Genomic DNA, 16,052 nt, shown 5'->3' with positions numbered 1-16,052 from the left:
ATGGCCGAACCCGGAAGGCCCGGCGAGGACGAACTGATCGCCCGCTATTTCCGCCCGCTGGCCGGGGAGGGCGCGTTCCAGTTGCTGGACGACGCGGCCACCATCCGCCCTCCAGCCGGCCGCGACCTCGTGCTGACCACCGACGCGCTGGTGGCCGGCGTGCACTTCTTCCCCGACGACCCGCCCGACGCCATCGGCTGGAAGGCGCTGGCGGTCAACCTGTCCGACCTCGCCGCCAAGGGCGCGGAGCCGATCGGCTTCCTGCTGTCGCTGGCTTTGCCGCCCGACTGGACGCCGGACTTCATGGCCGGTTTCTCCGCCGGCCTCGGCGACTGCGCCGCGCGGGGCGGCTGCGCGCTGCTGGGCGGCGACACGGTGCGCACGCCCGGCCCGCTGACGCTCTCGATCACCGCCCTCGGCGCCGTTCCTCCCGGCGGCACCGTGCTGCGCACCGGCGCGCGGGCCGGAGATCTCGTTTTCGTGTCGGGCGAGATCGGCGACGCGGCGCTGGGCCTGCGGCTGCGGCTCGACCCGAGCCTCGGCGCCAGGCTGGACCCCGCGGCGCGCGACTGCCTGCTCGACCGATACCTTCGCCCCCGGCCGCGGCAGGCGCTCGCGCCGGTCCTTCTCGCCCATGCCAACGGGGGAATGGATGTGTCCGACGGGCTGGTGGGGGACGCGACCAAGATGGCGCGCGCCTCCGGCCGGGGCCTGCGAATCGATCTCGACCGCGCGCCGCTCTCCGACGCGGGCCGGGCGCTGATCGCGTCCGACCCCGCGTTGTTCGAGGTCGCCATGACCGGCGGCGACGACTACGAAATCCTCTGCGCCGTCGCGCCCGCCAGGGCCGAGGCGTTCCGCGCCGCCGCCGCCGCGCAAAGCGTTCCGGTGGCGGAGATCGGCGTCATCACCGACGGACCGGACATCGCTTTCATCGCCGGCGGCGCGCCGGCGCGGTTCGCGCGCGGCTCGTTCAGCCATTTCTGAAGGACGGATGATGTTGCAGAAGGCAAGCGCCCCGGACGCGGGCGACCGGCTCGCGCGGCGCAACGTCGTGGTGCTCGCGGCGGCGGGAGCGCTGGCCGGCGCCAACGCCTCGGTGATCTTCGCGACCGGGGCGATCGTCGGCTCCACCCTGGCGCCCGATCCCGGCCTCGCGACGCTGCCGATCACCATCTTCGTGCTCGGCATGGCCTCCGGCACGCTGCCCGCCGGCATGATCGCGCGGCGGTGGGGACGCCGGCGCGCCTTCCTGATCGGCGCGTTCTGCGGCGCGCTGATGGGCGTCCTCGGATCGCTCGCCGTCATCTGGGGTTCCTTCCCGCTGTTCACGGTCGCGACCTTCTTCGGCGGGGTCTATGCCGCGGTGACGCAGTCCTATCGCTTCGCGGCGGCCGACACGGCGAGCGACGCCTTCAAGCCCAAGGCGATCTCGTGGGTGATGGCCGGCGGCGTGCTCGCCGGCGTCATCGGGCCGCAGCTCGTGCAGCTCACCATGGACAGCTGGGCGCCCTATCTGTTCGCGGCGAGCTACGCGGCGCAGGCGGGCGTCGCCCTCGTCGCCATGGCGGTGCTCTCGCTCGTGCGCATCCCCAAGCCCCAGCCGGTGTCGGTGCGGGGCGGGGGCCGGCCGCTGCTGGCCATCATCCGCAAGCCGCAGTTCGCGACAGCCATGCTGTGCGGCCTCGTCAGCTACGCGCTGATGAACCTCGTCATGACGTCCGCGCCGCTGGCCATGAAGATGTGCGGGCATTCCATCGCGGATTCCAACCTGGCCATCCAGTGGCACGTCATCGCCATGTACGCGCCGAGCTTCGTCACCGGCTCGCTCATTTCCCGCTTCGGCGCGCCCCGCGTCATCGCCGCCGGGCTGCTTCTTCTGGCGGCGGCGGCGGTCGTCGACATCGCCGGCGTGACGGTGGCGCATTTCTGGACCGGGATGATTCTGCTCGGCCTGGGCTGGAACCTCGGCTTCGTCGGCGCCTCGACCATGGTGGCGCAGAGCTGCGCGCCGGCCGAGCGGAACACGGCGCAGGCCTTCAATGACTTCGCCATCTTCGGAACGATGGCGGTGGGCTCGTTCTCGTCGGGCCAGTTGCTGGCGCATCTGGGCTGGACCAGCGTCAACGGCGTGGTCTTTCCGCCGGTCCTGATGGGTTTCGCGGCGCTGCTTCTGTTCCGCCGATGGAAGAATCGACAGCATCGGGCCGTTTGACGCCGCAAAATTGCGACATCTCCCCCGAATTCCCTGTTCGCTCCGAAAGTCTGTTTGCGTCTCAGGCGCAATTTTGGCACGACTATGGCGCCCCGAAACGAGGGCGTCGACAAGACTGACGGGGGCCGGACGACAGCCGGCGGACGCGGGGATTCTGACAAGGACGGCAACATGACGATTGGTTTGATTATCTTGGGGGGTCTGCTTTCGGTCGCCTACGGCGCCTGGGCTATCGCCGACCTCAACCGGCGCGACGCCGGCACCCAGCGCATGCAGGAGATCGCGGCCGCGATCGCCGAGGGTGCGCAGGCCTATCTGCGCCGGCAATACACCACGATCGCACTGGTCGGCGTCGTCCTGTTCGTCGTCATCGCGATCCTGCTGAAGCTGCCGGTCGCCATCGGCTTCCTGATCGGCGCGGTGCTCTCGGGCGCGGCGGGCTTCATCGGCATGAACGTGTCGGTGCGCGCCAACGTCCGCACCGCGCAGGCCGCCTCGCAGTCTCTCGCCTCTGGCCTCGACGTCGCCTTCAAGGCCGGCGCGGTCACCGGCATGCTGGTGGCCGGCCTCGCCCTCCTCGGCGTGGCGGTCTACTTCTGGGTGCTCACCGGCCCGATGGGCAAGGAGGCCAACAGCCGCGAGGTCATCGACGCGCTGGTGGCGCTGGGCTTCGGCGCTTCGCTGATCTCCATCTTCGCCCGTCTCGGCGGCGGCATCTTCACCAAGGGCGCCGACGTCGGCGCGGACCTCGTCGGCAAGGTCGAGGCCGGCATTCCCGAGGACGATCCGCGCAACCCGGCGACCATCGCCGACAACGTGGGCGACAATGTCGGCGACTGCGCCGGCATGGCCGCCGACCTGTTCGAGACCTACGCCGTCACCGTGGTCGCCACGATGGTGCTCGCCGCCATCTTCTTCGGCGGCTCGGCGGTGCTGGGCGCCACGATGATCTACCCGCTCGCCATCTGCGCGGCCTGCATCGTGACCTCGATCGTCGGCACCTTCTTCGTCAAGCTCGGCGCCAACAACTCGATCATGGGCGCGCTCTACAAGGGGCTGTGGGTCACCTCCGGCCTGTCCGTGCTGGGCCTCGCGCTGGCGACGGCCGGGACGGTCGGCTTCGGCGACATCGCGGTGGTCAAGGGCTTCGCCGGCGACATCACGGTGAAGGGCGGCAGCCTGTTCGTCTGCGGCGTCATCGGCCTCATCGTCACCGGCCTGATCGTCTGGATTACCGAGTACTACACCGGCACCGGCAAGCGCCCGGTCGTGTCGATCGCCCAGGCGTCGGTGACCGGCCACGGCACCAACGTCATCCAGGGCCTCGCGGTGTCGCTCGAATCCACCGCGCTTCCCGCGCTGGTGATCGTCGGCGGCATCGTCTCGACCTACCAGCTCGCCGGCCTCTACGGCACGGCGATCGCGGTGACCACCATGCTCGGCCTCGCCGGCATGATCGTCGCGCTCGACGCCTTCGGCCCGGTGACGGACAACGCCGGCGGCATCGCCGAGATGGCGGGCCTGCCCAAGGAGGTCCGGCACTCGACCGACGCGCTCGACGCGGTGGGCAACACCACCAAGGCGGTCACCAAGGGCTACGCGATCGGCTCGGCCGGTCTCGGCGCGCTGGTTCTGTTCGCCGCCTACAGCTACGACCTGCAGTACTTCGCCGCCGAGGCGAACAAGGCGGGCTCGACGCTGTACCCCTACTTCAAGGGGATGGGCGTGGTGTCGTTCGACCTCTCCAACCCCTACGTGGTGGCGGGCCTGATCTTCGGCGGCCTGATCCCCTACCTGTTCGGCGGCATCGCCATGACGGCGGTGGGCCGCGCGGCGGGGTCGGTGGTTCTGGAGGTCCGTCGCCAGTTCCGCGAGAACCCCGGCATCATGGCCGGCACGCAGAAGCCGGACTACGCCCGGGCGGTGGACATGCTCACCCGCGCGGCGATCAAGGAGATGATCATCCCCTCGCTGCTGCCGGTGCTGGCCCCGCTCGTCGCCTATTTCGGCGTGCTGCTGATCTCGGGTTCGAAGGCCTCGGCGTTCGCCGCGCTCGGCGCCTCGCTGCTGGGCGTCATCGTCAACGGCCTGTTCGTGGCCATTTCGATGACCTCCGGAGGCGGTGCGTGGGACAACGCCAAGAAGTCCTTCGAGGACGGCTTCGTTGACGCCGACGGGGTCAAGCACCTCAAGGGCTCGGACGCGCACAAGGCGTCGGTGACGGGCGACACGGTCGGCGACCCCTACAAGGACACCGCTGGCCCGGCCGTGAACCCGGCCATCAAGATCACCAACATCGTGGCGCTTCTGCTGCTGGCGGTGCTGTCGCACTGACGGGCCCGGCGCTCCTTCCGAAACGAGAAAGCCCGCGGTGCGCCGTGGGCTTTTTCATGTCGAGGGAACCGGAGGCGACGGATCACAGCGTGTCGGCGCCCCGCATCGCCTGGCGAACGACCGAAACGAGAAAGCCCGCGGCATGCCGCGGGCTTTTTCACGTCGAGCGAACCGAAAGCGACGGATCAGGGCGTGTTGGACAGGCCCGCGCCGCGCATCAGCTGGCGCACGACCGAGAGTTCGTTGCCGCCCGTCGGCGTCGTGCGCGTGACGAAGTCGAACACCACGCCGTCCTGCATGCCGTAATTGGCGACCCTCTCCACCTTCATGTTCTTGGAGAAATTGATCGCGATGACGCGCTGGTCGACGATGCTCGGGCCCAGGAAGCGCGCGCGCTCGGTCGTCATCTGGCTGATGTAGTACCAGGTCTGGTTGCCGACCGTGGACACGGTGGACGGCGTGCCCATGATCTGGAGCACCTTCTGCGCCTCGAGGCCGGGCTTCACCTCGGCGAGCGCCTTCTCGTCCAGGATATAGCCCTTGGTGATCGGCTCGGACGCGCAGGCGGCGAGCCCGGCGGTCAACGCGATCGCGGCGGCGGCACGGATGGCGAAATGGCGAACGCTGGAGGATTGACGAAACGCCTCGCGACGCGGCATGCGACACTCCCTTTGATGAAAACCGAGCCGGCCCCGCTCAAACTCCTCGTGGACGATTTCTCTTGCGGGTACCGGCCCGGATGCCGTAACCCGCGCACCATGGAAAAGCAAGGATCGCCCCGGCAGGCCGAGAGGCGCGCGCGGCCCGGGGCAAGGCCATGATTTTCAACCTGTTCAGGCGGCGCGACCCGAACGCCGCCATCGTCGAACGGCTGGTCGAGCGCCTGTACGAGGCCGCCCGCCAGCCTGTCTTCTTCCGTGAGCTCGGCGTGCCCGACACCGTGGAAGGCCGCTTCGACATGGTGGTGATTCACGCTTTTCTCGCGCTGCGCCGGCTCAACGCGCTGCCCGCGCCGGCGGGGGACCTCGCGCAGGACGTCGTCGACGCGCTGTTTCGCTCCTTCGACACCGCGCTGCGCGAACTCGGCGTCGGCGACATTTCCGTTCCCAAGCGCATGAAGACGATGGCGGCCGCCTTCTACGGGCGCGGCAAGGCCTACGAGCAGGCGCTGGCCGATGGCGACGCCCTCGCCGACGCGGTGGCGCTGAACCTCTACGGGCGCACGCCGTCCGTCCCCGATGCGCCGGCGAAGGTCGCCCGCTACATGCAAGCCAGCGCGGCGCGCCTTTCCGAGCTGGAATTCGCCGATTTCGTCGACGGGCTTCTGCCGTTCCCGTCGCCCCTGCCGGAGGACCGCGCATGACCGAGACGCCGATCCTGAGTCGCCTCGTGAAGGTCGACGACATCCCCGGCGGCCAGATCGACGTGACAATCGAGGCCTCCGAGCAGGAGCGCGCGGCGTTGGCCCGGGACTTCGGTCTCGTCGAGATCGCGCGCCTCGTCGGCCGCTATCGTGTGGAGCGGCGCGGGCGCTACGTCCACGTCACCGGCCGGGTGGAGGCCACGATCGAGCAGACCTGCGTCGTCACGCTGGAGCCGTTCGCCGCCGAGATCGGCGAGGATGTCGACCTGCGCTACACCGAGCCGCATTTCATCGAGGACCAGGCGGAGGAGGGGGAGGAGCACGAGGTCGACCTCGACGCGCCGGACCCCATCGAGAACGGCAGAGTCGACCTCGGCGCGCTCACCGCCGAGATACTGTCGCTGGGGCTGGACCCCTATCCGCGCAAGCCGGGCGCGTCCTTCGCCTTCGGCGAGCCCGCGCCGGAGCCCTCGCCCTTCGCCAAATTGGCTTCGCTCAAGAAAACGCCGGAAGAGTGAGGCGGATCGCCGATAATCCTGTTGCCTCGGCCCGGCGCTCCGTTATTGTCCGGCCTCCATCGCGGGGGGCCATCGGCGGCGCTTCGCCTCACGACCACAAGGCCGATTCCGACCTGACATGACCCGCAAGGTGAGCATTGCCCTGGACGCGATGGGGGGAGATATCGGCCCGGCCGTGGTGATCCCCGGCGCGGCGATCGCGCTCGAACGCCACCCCGACGCCCTCTTCGTCATTCACGGCCACGAGGCCGAGTGCCTGCCCTTGCTGGACAAGTATCCCGCGCTGAAGGCGGTGACCACGTTCCATCACGCCGACGTCGCCGTGAAGATGGACGACAAGCCCAGCGTGGCGCTGCGGCAGGGGCGCTGGAAATCCTCCATGTGGCGCGCCCTGGAGGCGGTGAAGAAGGGCGAGGCCGACGTCGCGGTGTCGGCCGGCAATACCGGCGCGCTGATGGCGATGGCGAAGTTCTGCCTGCGCACCATGGCGCAGGTCGATCGCCCGGCCATCGCGGCCATCTGGCCGACTTTGCGCGGCGAGAGCATCGTGCTCGACGTCGGCGCGACGATCGGCGCCGACGCCCGCCATCTCGTCGATCTCGCCATCATGGGCTCGGCCATGGCGCGCGTCGTGTTCGGCATCGAGAAGCCGAGCGTCGGGCTGCTCAATGTCGGCGTGGAGGAGATCAAGGGAGTCGAGGAGGTGAAGACCGCCGGGCGCATGCTGCGCGAGGGCGGTTTCCCGCATCTCGCCTACGAGGGTTTCGTCGAGGGCGACGATATCGGCAAGGGCACCGTCGACGTGGTGGTGACCGAGGGGTTCGCCGGCAACATCGCCCTGAAGACGGCCGAGGGCACCGCCAAGCAGCTCGCAGCCTATCTGCGCGCCGCCATGAGCCGCACTTTGATGGCGAAGATCGGCTACCTGTTCGCCAAGGGCGCTTTCGACGCGCTGCGCGACAAGATGGACCCGCGCAAGGTCAATGGCGGCGTGTTCCTGGGGCTCGAGGGCATCGTCATCAAGAGCCACGGCGGCGCCGACGCGACGGGATTCGCGACGGCCATCGACATCGCCTATGACATGGTGCGCCATGACTTGATGGCGAAGATTCGCGACAGCCTCGAGGCGAGCTTCCGCGGCCCGAACCCGGACGTGGCGGCGGCGGGGCCGGAGACCTTGCCGTGACGAAACTGCGTTCCGTCGTCCTGGGCTGCGGCCACTTCCTGCCCGAGCAGACCGTCACCAACGACGACCTCGCCCGCAAGGTCGACACCTCCAACGAGTGGATCGTCGAGCGCACCGGCATCCGCGAGCGGCGCATCGCCACCCCCGAGGAGACGACCTCGGTGCTCGCCACCCGTGCCGCGCGCGCCGCGCTCGCCGACGCCGGCGTCGACGCCTCGACCATCGATCTCATCATCGTCGCCACCGCGACGCCGGACTTCACCTTCCCGGCCACCGCGACGCAGGTGCAGTCGGCGCTCGGCATCACCCAGGGCGCGGCGTTCGACCTGCAGGCGGTGTGCTCGGGCTTCGTGTTCGCGCTGACCACGGCGGACAAGTTCCTCGCCTCGGGCTCGCACAAGCGCGCGCTCGTCATCGGCGCGGAGACGTTCTCGCGCATCCTCGACTGGCAGGACCGCACCACCTGCGTGCTGTTCGGCGACGGGGCGGGGGCGGTCGTGCTGGAGGCCCAGGAAGGCGAGGGCACCATCGCCGACCGGGGCGTGCTCACCACGCATTTGCGCTCGGACGGCCGGCACGTCGACAAGCTCTATGTCGACGGCGGCCCCTCGACGACCGGCACCGCCGGTCATTTGCGCATGGAAGGCAAGGAGGTGTTCCGCTACGCGGTCAACTTCCTCGCCGAGGTGATCGAGGCGGCGTTCCAGGCCACCGGGCTGCAAGCCTCGGACATCGACTGGTTCGTGCCGCACCAGGCCAACCGCCGCATCATCGAGGCGACGGCGCGCAAGCTCTCCATCAATCCCGCCAAGGTCGTGGTGACCGTCGGCGAGCACGGCAACACCTCGGCGGCGTCGATCCCGCTGGCGCTGTCGGTCGCCCGCCAGGACGGGCGGATCAAGCGCGGCCAGCTCGTGCTGATCGAGGCGATGGGCGGCGGCTTCACCTGGGGTTCGGCTTTGATTCGCTGGTGACCAACGGGCGTTGACCGGCGGCGTCTTGGCGAATACGTTGATTTTCCAACTTTCTAGGCAGGGTTGTTGCCGGGCCGAAGTCGCGGATTGGTCGGCATTGCGAGGTGGGGGGCATCGTGGCGGAGCGAACGATCACGCGTGCTGAACTGAGCGAGGCCGTGTACCAGCGGGTCGGCCTGTCGCGCACGGAATCGGCCGCGCTCGTGGAGCTCGTGCTCAAGGAGGTATCGGACTGCCTGGCGCGCGGCGAGACCGTGAAATTGTCGTCTTTCGGCTCTTTCGTGGTGCGCTCGAAGGGCGAGCGAGTCGGCCGCAACCCGAAGACCGGCGTCGAAGTGCCCATCGAGCCGCGCCGCGTGATGGTGTTCAAGCCTTCCAACATCCTGAAGGCGCGCATCAACGGGCTCGACGAGGTCGAAGACGGCGACTGAGCCGCCGCAGGGAGGGGACGACAGGCCGCATGGACAAGAGCCCGGACGCCTTCCGAACCATCAGCGAGGTCTCGGAAGATCTCGACATCCCCCAGCACGTGCTGCGTTTTTGGGAAACTCGGTTCAGCCAGATCAAGCCGCTGAAGCGCGGTGGCGGCCGCCGCTACTACCGCCCGGACGACGTCGACCTGCTGCGCGGCATCCGGCACCTGCTCTACGGGCAGGGCTTCACCATTCGCGGCGTCCAGCGCATCCTCAAGGAACAGGGCCTCAAGTCCGTCCAGGCCATCGGCCGGGGGGAGGCCGCCGCGCCGCAGGCGTCGCCCGCCGACGCGGACGCCCATGGGGTCCAGGGCCCGCCGGCGGAGGTCGCCGCCATGGCCATGGCGCACGACCCCGACGAACCCTCCGACTGGGCGGAGCAGCCCGGCCTGCCGCTTGCCGACGAGCCGCGTCCCCGCGCCACGCCGTCTCGGGCCGCGGCTCTGGCAAGGCTGTCGCCGGACGCGCTGCGGCGGCTCGGCAACGCGCTGGCGGAGCTCGAGGAATGCCGCCGGCTCCTGGAGGCCGCGCGCTCGCGCTAGCCTCTCCCGTCAGCCGATCTCGACGACCACGCGGCCGCGGACCTCGCCGGCCAGGATCTTCGCGCCCATGCCGATCACCTCGTCGAAGGGGATCGTCGTGGTGATGGCGGCGAGGCGGGACGGCTCGAGGTCGCGCTCCAGCAGCGCCCACGCCTCGAAGCGGCGCTCCTTCGAGGCCATCACGCTGTCGACGCCGAGAAGCGCGACGCCGCGCAGGATGAACGGGGCGACGGAGGTCGGCAGGTCCATGCCCTGCGCCAGCCCGCAGGCGGCGATCGCGCCGTTGTAGCGCGTCATCGACAGGACGTTGGCGAGCGTCGTCGAGCCGACGCTGTCGACGCCCGCCGCCCAGCGCTCCTTTGCAAGGGGCTTGCCCGGGCCGGTCAGCTCGGCGCGGTCGATGATCTCGTCCGCTCCGAGGCCGCGCAAATAGTCCGCCTCGTGCGGGCGGCCGGTCGAGGCGATGACGCGCCAGCCCCGCTTGGCGAGCAGCGCGATGGCGACCGAACCGACGCCGCCGGCCGCGCCGGTGACGACGGCCGGGCCGCGTTCCGGTGTCAGTCCGTGCCGCTCCAGCGCGATCACGGCGAGGGCGGCGGTGTAGCCGGCCGTGCCGATCGCCATGGCCTGAGCGGCGGAGAGGCCCTTGGGCAGCGGGATCAGCCAGTCGCCCTTGACGCGGGCGCGCTCGGCGTAGCCGCCGAGATGCGTCTCGCCGACGCCCCAGCCGTTCAGCACCACTGGGTCGCCCGGCTTGTAGTCGGGATGCGAGGACGCCTCGACCACGCCGGCGAAGTCGATGCCCGGGATCATCGGGAAGCGGCGCACGACGGGGGCCTTGCCGGTGAGGGCGAGGCCGTCCTTGTAGTTCACCGTGGAGTGCGTGACCCGGACGGTGACGTCGCCCTCCATCAGCTCGGCGTCGTCGAAGCTCCGGAAGCCGCAGCTATAGCCCTGGTCGCCCTTGTCGACCACCACCGCCTTGAAAGTCCCCATGTGAGCCTCCGGATTGCCTTCCGTGTTGTGGCCGGACCCGCCGCGTTCGGCAAGGCCCGCCGGCGGCTCAGGCCGGCGCGACCTCGGGGCGCGCCACCGCCTTTTCGCGGATCGGCAGGTTGATCGCCGCCGAGGCCACGCCCAGCGCCACCGAGAGCCACCACACGATCAGGTAGGAGCCGGTCTGCTCGTAGAGCACGCCGCCCAGCCAGACGCCGAGGAAGCCGCCGAGCTGGTGCGAGAAGAAGGCGAAGCCGTAGAGCATCGACAGGTAGCGTGTGCCGAACATCAGCGCGACAAGGCTCGAGGTCGGCGGCACCGTCGAGAGCCACAGCAGCCCCATCGCCACGCCGAAGCCGATGGCGTTGGCCGGCGAGGGCGGCAGCATGATGAACACCAGCACGGCGAGCGCCCGGCCGAGATAGATGGCGGAGAGCAGGTAGCGACGCGGCATGCGGGTGCAGAGCCAGCCGGAGGTGAGCGAGCCGACGGCGTTGGCGAGCCCGATCACCGCCAGCGTCCAGCCGCCGACCCAGGCCGGCAGGCCGAGGTCGCTGAGATAGGCGGGCATGTGGCTGGTGATGAAGGCGAGCTGGAATCCGCAGGTGAAAAAGCCAAGCACCAGAAGCACATAGCTGCGGTGGCGCAAGGCCTCCGCGAAGGCCTGCCCGACCGACTGCGACGGCCCGTGCGAGGTCGCGGAGGCCGCGCCCCTCGTGGCGAGCGTCAGCGACAGCGGGACGACGGCGAGGATCGTCGCGGAGAAAATGAGGCTGGTCGACTGCCAGCCGAGATGCTCGATCAGCACGCTGCCGATCGGCGGGAAGAGGAACTGGCCGAGCGAGCCGGCGGCGGTTCCCGCGCCGAAGGCCATGCCGCGCCAGCTCTCCGGCAGCAGCTTGCCGAAGGCCCCGAGCACGAGGTTGAACGAGCAGCCCGACAGGCCGAAGCCGATCAGCACGCCGGCGCTCAGCGCCATTGCCGAGGGAGTTGAAGAATAGGCCATAAGCGCCTGTCCGGCCGCGTAAAGCAGCGCGCCGCCGATGAGCACGCGGACGACGCCGAAGCGGTCCGCGACCGCCCCGGCGAAGGGCTGTCCGACGCCCCAGAGCAGGTTCTGGATGGCGACCGCGAAGGAGAAGACCTCCCGGCTCCAGCCGAAGTCCTGGCTCATCGGGATCTGGAAGAGGCCGACCGAGGCGCGGGGGCCGAAGGTGATGATGGCGGTCAGGCAGCCGCACAGGAGGATCGCCTCGGGGGCGAAGCGGGTGGCGCGGGTGAGGGTGGGAGACGCTGTCATGGCGGGTCCGGGCAGGAGCGCGGGAAGTCGATCGAGCGGTCCTAGTGCGGCGCACGCCGCGCGGCGAGAGATTTTCGGCACATCGTCGACAAACCCTCTGGAAATCGGCCTCGATGGGCGGGTTCGCCGCCGAATTCGCCCCTGAACACAGCCTCGATCGGATCTTCAGGCTCCGGCTTTGTTGAAATCGCGACTTCGGCCGGTGTTCGACATCCCCAACGCCCCGCGCCGGCCCTGGACGGGCCCGACGCGCGGCCGGCCATCATCGCGGCGGCGGACGCGGCGAGCAATTCCGCCAGCGCATGGCCCCCCTCCGAACGGCGGAGGTCAGGAGGCGATTTATTCGCCCCCGCGCCCTTTCAATCGGGGCGGGCGCACACTATAATTCTTTTGCTCACTTTGAGCATATACGCGCCGGCCGGGACCACCGTCCGGCATCTTTCGTCCCCTCTTATGCTCACATTGAGCATTTTGGAGGTCGTCATGTCCGGTGCCCAGTTCGAAGCGTCCCGCCCCGATGCCGCCCGCGCGGCCGCGGCCCGGCAGGCGTCCCTGGTTCAGACCCCAGCGCAGAAGCGCTACGGAGTGCTGCCGATGCCCTCGCTCGCCTGGACGCCCGAGGTGGAGAAGGCGACCGCCCATCTCTACGAGAAGATGAAGGACGTGGTGCCCTCCGTCGAGTGGCCGTTCTTCGCGCCCTACATCAAGGCGATCAACGAGCTGAAGGCCCAGCGCGGCGCGGTGATCCTGGCGCACAACTACCAGACGCCGGAGATCTTCCACGGCGTCGCCGACTTCGTGGGCGACAGCCTGCAGCTCGCCCGCATGGCCGCCAAGGCGGACGCCGACATCATCGTCCAGTGCGGCGTCCACTTCATGGCCGAGACCTCCAAGCTGCTCAGCCCCGAGAAGACGGTGCTGATCCCCGACAGCCGCGCCGGCTGCTCGCTCGCCGCCTCGATCACCGGGGCCGACGTGCGGCTGCTCAAGCAGCGCTATCCGGGCGTGCCGGTGGTCACCTACGTCAACTCCTCGGCCGACGTGAAGGCGGAGACGGATATCTGCTGCACCTCCTCCAACGCCGTGCAGGTGGTGGAGAGCCTCGGCGTCGACCGCGTGATCTTCCTGCCGGACGAGTACCTGGGCAAGTACGTGCAGACGCAGACCAAGGTGCGGCTGATCCTGTGGAAGGGCCACTGCGAGGTGCACGAGCGCTTCACCGGCGCCGAGCTGCGCGCCTATCGCGAGGCCGACCCCTCCATCCAGATCATCGCCCATCCGGAATGCCCGCCGGACGTGCTCGCCGAGGCCGACTTCACCGGCTCCACGGCGCACATGATCGACTGGGTGAAGACCCGCCGGCCGGCCCGCGTGGTGATGGTCACCGAGTGCTCGATGGCCGACAACGTCGCCGCCGAGTCGCCCGGCGTCACCTTCGTGCGGCCGTGCAACCTGTGCCCGCACATGAAGCGCATCACGCTGCCCAAGATTTTGGACAGCCTGGTGAACATGCGCGAGGAAGTGCTGATCGACCCGGCCATCGCCGAGCGCGCCCGGCTGCCGATCGAGCGCATGATCAACCTGCGGAACTGACGCGGCCCCGGCCGGGTCGGGGGCGAGAGCGCCCACCGACCTGGCCGGCTTCGCAGCCGGAGGGTCGCGCGGCGCGCGCGCCGCGAGGCCGGCGAACGGGAGATCCAGCTTTGCGCAGTCCCGTCATCATCGTCGGCGGCGGTCTCGCCGGCCTGTTCTGCGCGCTCAAGCTCGCGCCGACGCAAGTCACCGTGCTCGCCGCCGCGCCCATCGGTCACGGGGCGTCCTCCGCCTGGGCGCAGGGCGGCATCGCCGCCGCGATGGGCGAGGGCGACAGCCCCGAGCAGCACGCCGCCGACACGGTCGCCGCCGGCGCCGGCCTCGTCGACGAGGCGGTGGTGCTCGGCATGGCGCGCGACGCCGCCGACCGTGTGCATGACCTGCTCGATCTCGGCGTGCCGTTCGACCGCACGCTGGAAGGCAAGCTCATCCAGTCGCGCGAGGCCGCCCATTCGGCGCGGCGCATCGTGCGGGTGCGCGGCGACATGGCGGGCAAAGCCATTATGCAGGCGCTGGTCGCCGCCGTCCGCCGCACGCCCTCCATCACCGTGTGCGAGGGCGAGGTCGCCGAGGCGCTGATCGTGCGCGAGGGACGCGTCGCCGGCGTGGTGGCGCGCGGGCAGGCGGGCCGCGCGAAGGAGACCCGCGCCTTCCTGGCCGGGGCCGTGGTGCTGGCGACCGGCGGCGTCGGCCATCTCTACGCCGTCACCACCAACCCGCCCCAGGCCAACGGCAACGGCCTCGCCATCGCCGCCGAGGCGGGCGCGCTGGTCGCCGACGCCGAGTTCGTGCAGTTCCATCCCACCGCCATCGACATCGGGCGCGATCCCGCCCCGCTCGCCACCGAGGCGCTGCGCGGCGAAGGGGCGACGCTGGTCAACCGCGCCGGCGAACGCTTCATGGCGGCGCTGCACCCCGACGCCGAGCTGGCCCCGCGCGACATCGTGGCGCGCGGCGTGTTCGCCGAGATCCAGGCCGGGCGCGGCGCGTTCCTCGATTGCCGCGCCGCCATCGGCGCGGAGTTCCCGGAGCGCTTCCCCACCGTCGCCGCGGCGTGCCGCGGGGCGGGGATCGACCCGGTGACGGACCTCATTCCCGTCGCGCCCGCCGAGCACTACCATATGGGCGGCATCTGGACCGACGAGCGCGGCGCCACCTCGCTGCCGGGCCTGTGGGCCATCGGCGAGGTCGCCTCCACCGGCGTCCACGGGGCCAACCGGCTCGCCTCCAACTCGCTGCTCGAGGCGGTGGTGTTCGCCGACCGGGTGGCGGCGGACCTGCGGGCCCTCGCGCCCGTCGCCCCGTCCGCCGAGTTCGCGCCGCCGCCCGCCGGCTTCGAGCCGCATCCCGACGCAGACGGCGAAGCCATCGCCGCGCTGCGCCGGCTGATGTCGGACAAGGTCGGCGTGGTCCGCGACGCCGCCGGGCTCGCCGAGGCGCTGGCCGGCATCGTCGCTCTGGAGCGCGCCGCGCTCACGCCCGCCTTGCGCAACATGGCGCGCAGCGCGCTCCTCATCGCCGCCTCCGCCTATGCGCGGCGCGAGAGCCGGGGCGGCCACATGCGCGCCGATCATCCCGCCCCGGACCCCGCCTTGGCGCGGCGCTCGCGCCTGACGCTGGGGGAGGCGCGCTGGCTCGCCGAAGGCGCGCTGGCCGGCCGGCCGCTTTCGCCAGGACCCTCGACATGACGCATGTACTCAATCCGCTGCTCATCGACGCCGCCGTCCGCGCCGCGCTGGAGGAGGACCTCGGCCGGGCGGGCGACATCACCACGCTCGCCACCATCCCCGCCGGCGCGACCGCCACGGCGGAGATCGCCGCGCGCAAGCCGGGCGTCCTCGCCGGCATGGCGCTGGCGCGGGCCGCCTTCCGCATCTACGACCCGCAGGTGCGCTTCGAGGCGCTGCACGAGGACGGCGCGCCGCTCGAGCCCGGAACGGCCGTCGCCAGGGTGGAGGGGCCGGCGCGCTCGGTGCTGTCGAGCGAGCGCGTGGCGCTCAACTATCTCGGCCGGCTCTCCGGCATCGCCACGCTCACCGCCGCCTACGTGGCGCGCGTCGCCCACACGCAGGCGCGCATCGTCTGCACGCGCAAGACGACGCCCGGGCAGCGCGCCTTCGAGAAATACGCGGTGCGCTGCGGCGGCGGCTTCAACCACCGCTTCGGGCTCGATGACGCGGTGCTCATCAAGGACAACCACATCGCGGTGGCGGGCGGCGTCGTCCCCGCGCTGCGCGCCGCCAAGGCGGCCATCGGCCACCTCGTCAAGGTCGAGATCGAGGTCGACCGCCTCGACCAGCTCGCCGAGGTGATTGAAGAGGGGGCCGACGTGGTGCTGCTCGACAATATGGCCCCGGACCTGCTGCGGCAGGCGGTGGCCATGGTCGCCGGCCGCCTGCGCACGGAGGCCTCCGGCGGCGTCAACCTCGACACCGTGGCGGCCATCGCCGAGACAGGCGTCGACATGATCTCCGTCGGCGCCCTGACCCACTCCGCCAGCGTCCTCGACCTCGGCCTCGACATCCGCATCGCGTGAGGGACGGGCGGGCCGCAGGCCC

At 70.5% G+C, this 16,052-nt stretch carries 15 protein-coding genes; 12 read left to right on the top strand and 3 right to left on the bottom strand.

The window, feature by feature from the left end; genetic code table 11:
• The 3 genes from thiL to NK718_RS07470 all read left to right on the top strand — a co-directional run bounded on the left by thiL (position 1) and on the right by NK718_RS07470 (position 4,549).
• Positions 1–987 carry a thiamine-phosphate kinase gene (gene thiL / locus NK718_RS07480; protein ID WP_254740175.1) on the top strand — a complete coding sequence of 329 codons (987 nt, stop codon included), beginning with the start codon at positions 1–3 and terminating at the stop codon, positions 985–987.
• Positions 988–997: 10 nt separating this feature from the next.
• Positions 998–2,215: an MFS transporter gene (locus NK718_RS07475; RefSeq protein WP_254740174.1), complete on the top strand. Its 1,218-nt coding sequence runs from the start codon at positions 998–1,000 to the stop codon at positions 2,213–2,215.
• A 171-nt stretch (positions 2,216–2,386) separates the two neighbouring features.
• Positions 2,387–4,549, top strand: coding sequence for a sodium-translocating pyrophosphatase (locus NK718_RS07470; RefSeq protein ID WP_254740173.1), 2,163 nt, complete (start codon positions 2,387–2,389; stop codon positions 4,547–4,549).
• A 185-nt stretch (positions 4,550–4,734) separates the two neighbouring features.
• On the opposite strand, the gene NK718_RS07465 is transcribed toward NK718_RS07470, so the two are convergent.
• On the bottom strand, positions 4,735–5,208 hold the full coding sequence (locus NK718_RS07465; RefSeq protein WP_254740172.1) for an outer membrane protein assembly factor BamE: 474 nt from the start codon (positions 5,206–5,208) through the stop codon (positions 4,735–4,737).
• 158 nt (positions 5,209–5,366) lie between these two features.
• Here NK718_RS07465 and NK718_RS07460 point away from each other — a divergent pair, with 158 nt between their 5' ends.
• The 6 genes from NK718_RS07460 (at position 5,367) to NK718_RS07435 (ending at position 9,605) form a co-directional block, all read left to right on the top strand.
• Positions 5,367–5,912 (top strand): ubiquinol-cytochrome C chaperone family protein, encoded by a 546-nt coding sequence (locus tag NK718_RS07460; protein ID WP_254740171.1) that lies wholly within the window; start codon positions 5,367–5,369, stop codon positions 5,910–5,912.
• Positions 5,909–6,430, top strand: a complete 522-nt coding sequence (locus tag NK718_RS07455) for a YceD family protein (RefSeq protein WP_254740169.1) — start codon at positions 5,909–5,911, stop codon at positions 6,428–6,430. The genes NK718_RS07460 and NK718_RS07455 overlap by 4 nt, the downstream gene beginning before the upstream one ends.
• Before the next feature lie 118 nt (positions 6,431–6,548).
• Complete coding sequence (gene plsX / locus NK718_RS07450) at positions 6,549–7,616, top strand: phosphate acyltransferase PlsX (RefSeq protein WP_254740167.1); 1,068 nt, start codon at positions 6,549–6,551, stop codon at positions 7,614–7,616.
• Positions 7,613–8,590: a beta-ketoacyl-ACP synthase III gene (locus tag NK718_RS07445; protein ID WP_254740165.1), complete on the top strand. Its 978-nt coding sequence runs from the start codon at positions 7,613–7,615 to the stop codon at positions 8,588–8,590. Before plsX ends, NK718_RS07445 begins: the two co-directional genes overlap by 4 nt.
• Positions 8,591–8,706: 116 nt before the next feature.
• The gene (locus tag NK718_RS07440; RefSeq protein WP_254740163.1) at positions 8,707–9,021 is read left to right on the top strand and encodes an integration host factor subunit alpha; all 315 of its coding nucleotides are present in this window, start codon (positions 8,707–8,709) and stop codon (positions 9,019–9,021) included.
• Positions 9,022–9,050: 29 nt separating this feature from the next.
• Positions 9,051–9,605 carry a MerR family transcriptional regulator gene (locus tag NK718_RS07435; protein WP_254740161.1) on the top strand — a complete coding sequence of 185 codons (555 nt, stop codon included), beginning with the start codon at positions 9,051–9,053 and terminating at the stop codon, positions 9,603–9,605.
• Between the two features lie 9 nt (positions 9,606–9,614).
• On the opposite strand, the gene acuI is transcribed toward NK718_RS07435, so the two are convergent.
• Both acuI and NK718_RS07425 read right to left on the bottom strand, forming a co-directional pair.
• Positions 9,615–10,601 carry an acrylyl-CoA reductase (NADPH) gene (gene acuI, locus NK718_RS07430; protein WP_254740159.1) on the bottom strand — a complete coding sequence of 329 codons (987 nt, stop codon included), beginning with the start codon at positions 10,599–10,601 and terminating at the stop codon, positions 9,615–9,617.
• Positions 10,602–10,668: 67 nt separating this feature from the next.
• Complete coding sequence (locus tag NK718_RS07425) at positions 10,669–11,901, bottom strand: MFS transporter (protein ID WP_254740157.1); 1,233 nt, start codon at positions 11,899–11,901, stop codon at positions 10,669–10,671.
• Positions 11,902–12,384: 483 nt separating this feature from the next.
• On the opposite strand from NK718_RS07425, the gene nadA reads away from it, so the two are divergent.
• From nadA to nadC, 3 genes are all read left to right on the top strand, one after another.
• Entirely contained in the window at positions 12,385–13,494 is a 1,110-nt protein-coding gene (gene nadA, locus NK718_RS07420) for a quinolinate synthase NadA (protein ID WP_254740155.1), read from the top strand.
• Positions 13,495–13,604: 110 nt separating this feature from the next.
• Positions 13,605–15,182, top strand: coding sequence for an L-aspartate oxidase (locus tag NK718_RS07415; RefSeq protein WP_254740153.1), 1,578 nt, complete (start codon positions 13,605–13,607; stop codon positions 15,180–15,182).
• Positions 15,179–16,030, top strand: coding sequence for a carboxylating nicotinate-nucleotide diphosphorylase (nadC, locus tag NK718_RS07410; protein WP_254740151.1), 852 nt, complete (start codon positions 15,179–15,181; stop codon positions 16,028–16,030). Before NK718_RS07415 ends, nadC begins: the two co-directional genes overlap by 4 nt.
• Positions 16,031–16,052: the final 22 nt, after the last annotated feature.

This window comes from Alsobacter ponti (assembly GCF_024294805.1).
GTDB lineage: Bacteria > Pseudomonadota > Alphaproteobacteria > Rhizobiales > Beijerinckiaceae > Alsobacter > Alsobacter ponti.
Note: the sequence above shows the minus strand (reverse complement) of the source record. Positions and strands in the feature narration are given on the sequence as shown.

Excerpts from the sequence above, each read along its gene's own strand:
- NK718_RS07460 (WP_254740171.1), top strand. The coding sequence starts at position 5,367 with ATGATTTTCAACCTGTTCAGGCGGCGCGACCCGAACGCCGCCATCGTC.
- NK718_RS07465 (WP_254740172.1), bottom strand. The coding sequence starts at position 5,208 with ATGCCGCGTCGCGAGGCGTTTCGTCAATCCTCCAGCGTTCGCCATTTC.
- thiL (WP_254740175.1), top strand. The coding sequence starts at position 1 with ATGGCCGAACCCGGAAGGCCCGGCGAGGACGAACTGATCGCCCGCTAT.
- acuI (WP_254740159.1), bottom strand. The coding sequence starts at position 10,601 with ATGGGGACTTTCAAGGCGGTGGTGGTCGACAAGGGCGACCAGGGCTAT.
- NK718_RS07475 (WP_254740174.1), top strand. The coding sequence starts at position 998 with ATGTTGCAGAAGGCAAGCGCCCCGGACGCGGGCGACCGGCTCGCGCGG.
- NK718_RS07425 (WP_254740157.1), bottom strand. The coding sequence starts at position 11,901 with ATGACAGCGTCTCCCACCCTCACCCGCGCCACCCGCTTCGCCCCCGAG.
- nadC (WP_254740151.1), top strand. The coding sequence starts at position 15,179 with ATGACGCATGTACTCAATCCGCTGCTCATCGACGCCGCCGTCCGCGCC.
- NK718_RS07470 (WP_254740173.1), top strand. The coding sequence starts at position 2,387 with ATGACGATTGGTTTGATTATCTTGGGGGGTCTGCTTTCGGTCGCCTAC.
- plsX (WP_254740167.1), top strand. The coding sequence starts at position 6,549 with ATGACCCGCAAGGTGAGCATTGCCCTGGACGCGATGGGGGGAGATATC.
- nadA (WP_254740155.1), top strand. The coding sequence starts at position 12,385 with ATGTCCGGTGCCCAGTTCGAAGCGTCCCGCCCCGATGCCGCCCGCGCG.
- NK718_RS07435 (WP_254740161.1), top strand. The coding sequence starts at position 9,051 with ATGGACAAGAGCCCGGACGCCTTCCGAACCATCAGCGAGGTCTCGGAA.
- NK718_RS07455 (WP_254740169.1), top strand. The coding sequence starts at position 5,909 with ATGACCGAGACGCCGATCCTGAGTCGCCTCGTGAAGGTCGACGACATC.